The 5,402-nt window shown below is 35.6% G+C and carries 3 protein-coding genes; all 3 read right to left on the bottom strand.

Going from position 1 to position 5,402, the window contains the following annotated elements; genetic code table 11:
• Nucleotides 1-78: 78 nt before the first annotated feature.
• The 3 genes from ACIR310F_RS0113755 to ACIR310F_RS23710 all read right to left on the bottom strand — a co-directional run bounded on the left by ACIR310F_RS0113755 (nt 79) and on the right by ACIR310F_RS23710 (nt 5,302).
• The gene (locus tag ACIR310F_RS0113755) at nt 79-621 is read right to left on the bottom strand and encodes an REP-associated tyrosine transposase (RefSeq protein WP_028084318.1); all 543 of its coding nucleotides are present in this window, start codon (nt 619-621) and stop codon (nt 79-81) included.
• Nucleotides 622-992: 371 nt separating this feature from the next.
• Nucleotides 993-4,628, bottom strand: a complete 3,636-nt coding sequence (locus ACIR310F_RS0113760; protein ID WP_028084319.1) for a serine protease — start codon at nt 4,626-4,628, stop codon at nt 993-995.
• 137 nt (nt 4,629-4,765) lie between these two features.
• Nucleotides 4,766-5,302 carry a COP23 domain-containing protein gene (locus tag ACIR310F_RS23710; protein WP_051289648.1) on the bottom strand — a complete coding sequence of 179 codons (537 nt, stop codon included), beginning with the start codon at nt 5,300-5,302 and terminating at the stop codon, nt 4,766-4,768.
• Nucleotides 5,303-5,402 lie beyond the last annotated feature (100 nt).

Raw genomic sequence — 5,402 nt, forward strand, 5'->3', positions numbered from 1 at the left:
AAACGTGGTTCATTATTCCGTGACTTGTGCGTAAGTCCTAAATAAGTTAATGTTGGGTTTCATTTCATTCAACCCAACCTACTCGTTGCTAATATTATCATCAAAAATAATTTCCTCACCCGCACCCCACATCATGTCATACATACCTTGACGCACAGCGCGATGAAAACTGGAATATTCCCAATATTTTGGTGCTGTTACCAAACCATGTTTCACGGGATTATAATGAATATATTCAACGTGATATTGAAAATCTATTTCATCTCTAATTAAATGTTTCCAAAAACGATATTGCCATATAGCCCGTTGTTTTTTCTTTTTTCTAGATAAAGATATATTTTCTGGTGAAATAGTTTCACATTTATGACTAAAATAACTTTTAATTAAACGCCAACGGGTAGAAAAATCATGATCATTTTCTGGTAATGTCCAAATACAGTGGAGATGATCAGGTAAAATAACAGTAGCATCTATAATAAATGGATGTTTCTGCATTACATAACCAAAAGCATCTCTTAATAAAGAAACATTTTTTGGTAAACATAATATTTTTTGTCTTTTCTCTGTCACCACTGTAAAAAAGTATGTTCCTCCTGCCACTTTGGCGCGGCGATATTCCATACTATAAATATCCTGTGAATAACGTTGTGTTTTATAAACTTGATTTTACCCCGTAGGTTGGGTTGACGCAAGGAAACCCAACATTAATTATAAAGTGAAGCGCAACCCAACATTAATTATACAGCACTTCCCGATGTTATAAGGTACAAGAACCCCACCCCCAACCCCCTCCCCGCAAGCGAGGAGGGGGCTTAAGATGTACCTTATAAGAGCGGAAACCCCTGTAATATGTCGGTGGGTGATGTTGGGTTTCGTACCTCAACCCAACCTACAAATATTGGCGGTTATAAAGAATGAGTCAAAGTATGCCCGAATTACAGCAGATTTGCGGTTTATGAGGCACAGTAACCGATAGATATGGAAAAGATCCCCTAAATCAAAACTTTAATTCTGGGATTGTTCAAAAACTCCTGACTATTTTTTATCAACTTTTCACCCCAACCATTTTCTTTGAGAAACTCTATCTTTCCATAACGTTTATCTAATTTTAATGCCGTTTCTGCGGATTTCAAACCGGCTTCTTGATCACCTTTCTCATACAAGGCTACACCTAATGCTAAATGTGCTTCTGCAAAATTGCTATTGATTTTGATCGCATTTCGCCAATAATTAATTGCTGTTTCTACTTCTCCCATTTCATAGGAAACTATACCTAAGTTCGTGTAAGCTTCGGGATAGTCGGGTTTTAATTTAATGGCTTGATTCCAATCATCAATCGCTTGTTTGTAGTCTTTCAAGAAATAGTTAGCAATACCCCGAACATAGTAGGCTTCGGTAAAGTCGGGTTTTAATTTAATGGCTTGAGTGTAATCATCAATTGCTTGTTTGTAGTCTTTTAATTGAAAGTAAATAAGACCCCTATCACCATAGTATCCTGCATTTTTAGGATCAAGTTGAATGGACTGAGTATAATCATTAATTGCTTGTTTGTAGTCTTTCAATTGAAAATAGGCAAAACCCCTAAGATTATAGTAAATAGCATTTTTAGTGTCAAGTTGAATGGCCTGAGTATAATCATTAATTGCCTGTTTATAGTCCTTTAATTCAAGGTAAGTAAGACCCCTCGCATTGTAGTATATTGCATTTTTATCGTCAATTTTAATGGCTTGGGTGTAATCATTAATTGCCTGTTTGTAGTCCTTTAATTGAAAGTAAGCAAGACCACGACCGACATAGTATATTGCATTTTTATCGTCAATTTTAATGGCTTGAGTGTAATCATCAATTGCCTGTTTGTAGTTTTTTAATTTACCATAAGCGACACCCCTATCACGATAGTATGTTGGATTTTTAGGGTCAATTTTAATGGCTTGAGTGTAATCATCAATTGCCTGTTTGTAGTTTTTTAAATTCCGGTGAGAATCACCTCTAGCTGCATATACAATACTAATACCTGTATTGTAAGAGCTAATAAAGATTTCATTATCTTTAAATTCAGAGTATCTGCGACCTCCTACAGTGTATGGTCCATTTTTAGGGTCAAGACGAATAGCTTCTGTTAAATCAGATATAGCTTGTTTGTAGTCTTTTAACCCTGAGTAAGCAATACCCCTAGATGCATAGTATGAAAAATCTTTAGGGTCAAGACGAATAGCTTCTGTTATATCTTCTATGGCTTTTTTGTAGTCTTCTAAACTTCCGTACACCAAACCTCTGGCGTTGTAATATTGAGCATTTTTAGGGTCAAGCTGAATGGCTTTAGTAAAATCAGTTATGGCTTGTTGATACTTCTTTAATGGATAGTAAGCATAACCCCTGTGGCTGTAATATTGAGCATTTTTAGGGTCAAGTTGAATGGCCTGAGTCAAATCATCAATTGCCTGTTGACGCTTATTTAACAAACTGTAAGCAAGACCCCTTGAGTGGTAATAGTCGGCATTTTTAGGGTCAAGTTGAATGACCTGAGTAAAATCATCTATGGCTTGTTGATATTTTTGTAAATTCACATAGGACCAACCACGTGAAAGATAACTGTGTTGAAAGTCGGGATAAAATTTAATGGCTTGATTGTATGCCTCAATTGATTCAGGAAACCGCTTTAATTGAGCAAGGGATAAACCTCGCCAATAGTAAAGATCAAATTGATTAGGACTCAGAGCAATGGCTTTGTCAAAAGATGTCAAGGCTTCGGGATGTTTATCTAATAACCCAAGCACTCTACCCCGCAATTTCCAAGCTTGAGCAAAGTCGGGATTAATTTTAAGAGCTTTATCAAAAGCAGTAATAGCTTCTGTATCTTTTTTTTCACTAAAAAATATCACCCCCTTGAAATACCAAGCTTGATAAAAATTCGGTTTTTTGCTAATCGCTTTATCAACAGCTTTTATTGCTTCTGCATATTTTTGAGAACGCCATAGTTGATTAGCATAATTTAGCCATGATATTTCATCATCACTATTTTTAGGAACTTGATCCAATGGTAATAAATATTCACTAATTACATCCTCTTCCGATTTTTTTAGTGTAGCTGGTGCAGTAGTTTCGACTTTTAAATCTGAATCTATTCCTACCTGTTCAACTAAATTTAAAAATGTTCTAATGGGAATACCAGAACTACTACCTAAATTGATTTCACCATCAAAATCGAGTGATATTTCACCTTCCACTCTGCCATGAATACCAATTAATCTTCCTTGGGTATCCAAAACTGCACCGCCACTCATTCCCCCTTTAGTAATATTACTATAAAGTAGATCATAACCATCACTTAGAACAGTTTGTATTTGCACGGGTATCAGAGAACTTTGATTATTGAAACTTAGATAAGTATTTAACTTAATGACTTGCTGTTGGCTCAAAATTCCCGCCGTCAAAATCCGATGAGGTTTGTTTTTATTTTGTTGTTTATTACCAGGAAAACCAGAAACAAACACTTTTTGACCTTTAGTATTTAAACTATAATTTGCTAAAGTTGCAACTCGATATTTTTGATTACTGGTAAATTGAACAACGGCTAAATCAACTCCAGGCATTCTTTTCGCATTGCTGACATTTATAGCATATCTTTGATTATCTGGTGCGACTATTTCTAACTTATTTTTTAATTTTTTTTCATCACGATTCCAGATCACATGATCTGCGGTCAACACATAATAAATATTACCTTTCTGGGCAATAATTACCCCAGAACCCATATCTTCGGGGTTAGCATTAGGAATTAACACCGTAATTTCTTGGGCAATTTGGTCAATATTTTGGATTAAACCTTTTTTTGCTCTCAAACCGGAATTATCAATCTTTCTTGGTGATTTAGCCACAAATTCCGGGATTATCTTAGCGACGGCGTAAATCGGTAAACCCCAACTATATTGACGCATTTGCTGACGTTCGGCTGCGCTGGGTTTACTATTGTCAATATAAGTATATATTTTATCAGAAATAGGATAGGCATGAACGGCATTAATGCCAATAACTTCACCTTGATAATTTAATATGGGTCCGCCACTCATTCCCGGTTGAATTTTGTTATTATAACCAATGCGATAACCTCTTTGAAAACTTTTATCTGGTAATAGAGAAATTTGTCCTTCTGTGAAAACTAATTTAGCACTATCACTCACAAATCCAGCTGCGACAATTTTTTGATTTACTGCTATAGGTGCGGAAGTCCCTAAGGTAGCTATGGTATATTCTACTGTTGATTGAAACTGGAATAAAGCTACATCTTGATTTTTTAAAGATGGGGGTTTTTCTTTAATGACAGTAGCAGGATATATTTTTCCATCTGGTGCTTGGATGCGATAAGATTCACCTCGATTAATCACATGATCATTAGTTAAAATAGTGTAATTATTACCATTTTTGGCAATTAAAGTTCCTGAAGCACTGCCATTTTTAGTTAATACTTTTACGGTGATAGATTTGGCTAAATCTTGTAATTGTGCTGAACTTAATACTTTTTTTGTAGTTTCTTGTGCGGTAACTTGAGTAGCAGAAATTAGTAATAATTGTTGAGGAATAGTTAATAAAGCGGTTGTGCAGATGAGGGTCAAAAATAAGCGTTTCATTTTGGTTTATCAGTATTATTTGGATAAAAAATTTCATTTGTAGGGTGTGTTAGCGACAGCGTAACGCACGATTTTTAAGCATTGTTATAGGTTATGGTGCGTTACGGTTTGCACCTAACGCACCCTACGGTTATTGATTATTGCATTTTATTTGCTGGTGGTGTATTCAGGAATTGGCGAATATCAAGGTAAAATTTCCGTTCTCCAGAATATTGGATAAGAGGTCCGGTCGTAGCACTACCAAACCAGAGTTTGTTTAAGTGTCTGAGAACATTTTGAGACTTGTCCTGAGGTCGCAATGTAAATAATACAGTATCACAACCACCATCACCATCTATTGAACTCACAGAACAAATTACTTTATTACCGTTTTGAAAAGCATTGGTAACGTAATTAAGACTGCCGTTATTAAAAGCTGTTTGGAAGTTCTGAGAAACTGTTTTACAACGTTGTTGTGGTTTAACTCCTCCTAATACAGATGTCCAAGTTACCATTGCTTTTTGGAAATTTGGTGTCCAAAGAAAAGTGGTAGGAACAGACTTTCCATTTTCGGAGTAACGACTTGTAGAACAGATAAAGCGAATTTGATTATTAGCATCTTCTTGAGCAAAAACAGGAGTAGATGCTAATGTGGTGGTTAAAAACAGTGTGGTTAATAATGCTAATTTCATCATTTCTTAAATCTCCTAATTTGGGAAAGGGACATTAATTTCTGTGGGGTGGGCATCCTGCCTGCCCAGATAGACAGACTAGAAGCTAGGAACAAGAATCTCC

This window comes from Dolichospermum circinale AWQC310F (assembly GCF_000426925.1).
Lineage (GTDB): Bacteria > Cyanobacteriota > Cyanobacteriia > Cyanobacteriales > Nostocaceae > Dolichospermum > Dolichospermum circinale.

Bases quoted from the DNA above. Each gene is read 5' to 3' on its own strand.
- ACIR310F_RS0113755 (WP_028084318.1), bottom strand. From the start codon at position 621: ATGGAATATCGCCGCGCCAAAGTGGCAGGAGGAACATACTTTTTTACA.
- ACIR310F_RS0113760 (WP_028084319.1), bottom strand. From the start codon at position 4,628: ATGAAACGCTTATTTTTGACCCTCATCTGCACAACCGCTTTATTAACT.
- ACIR310F_RS23710 (WP_051289648.1), bottom strand. From the start codon at position 5,302: ATGATGAAATTAGCATTATTAACCACACTGTTTTTAACCACCACATTA.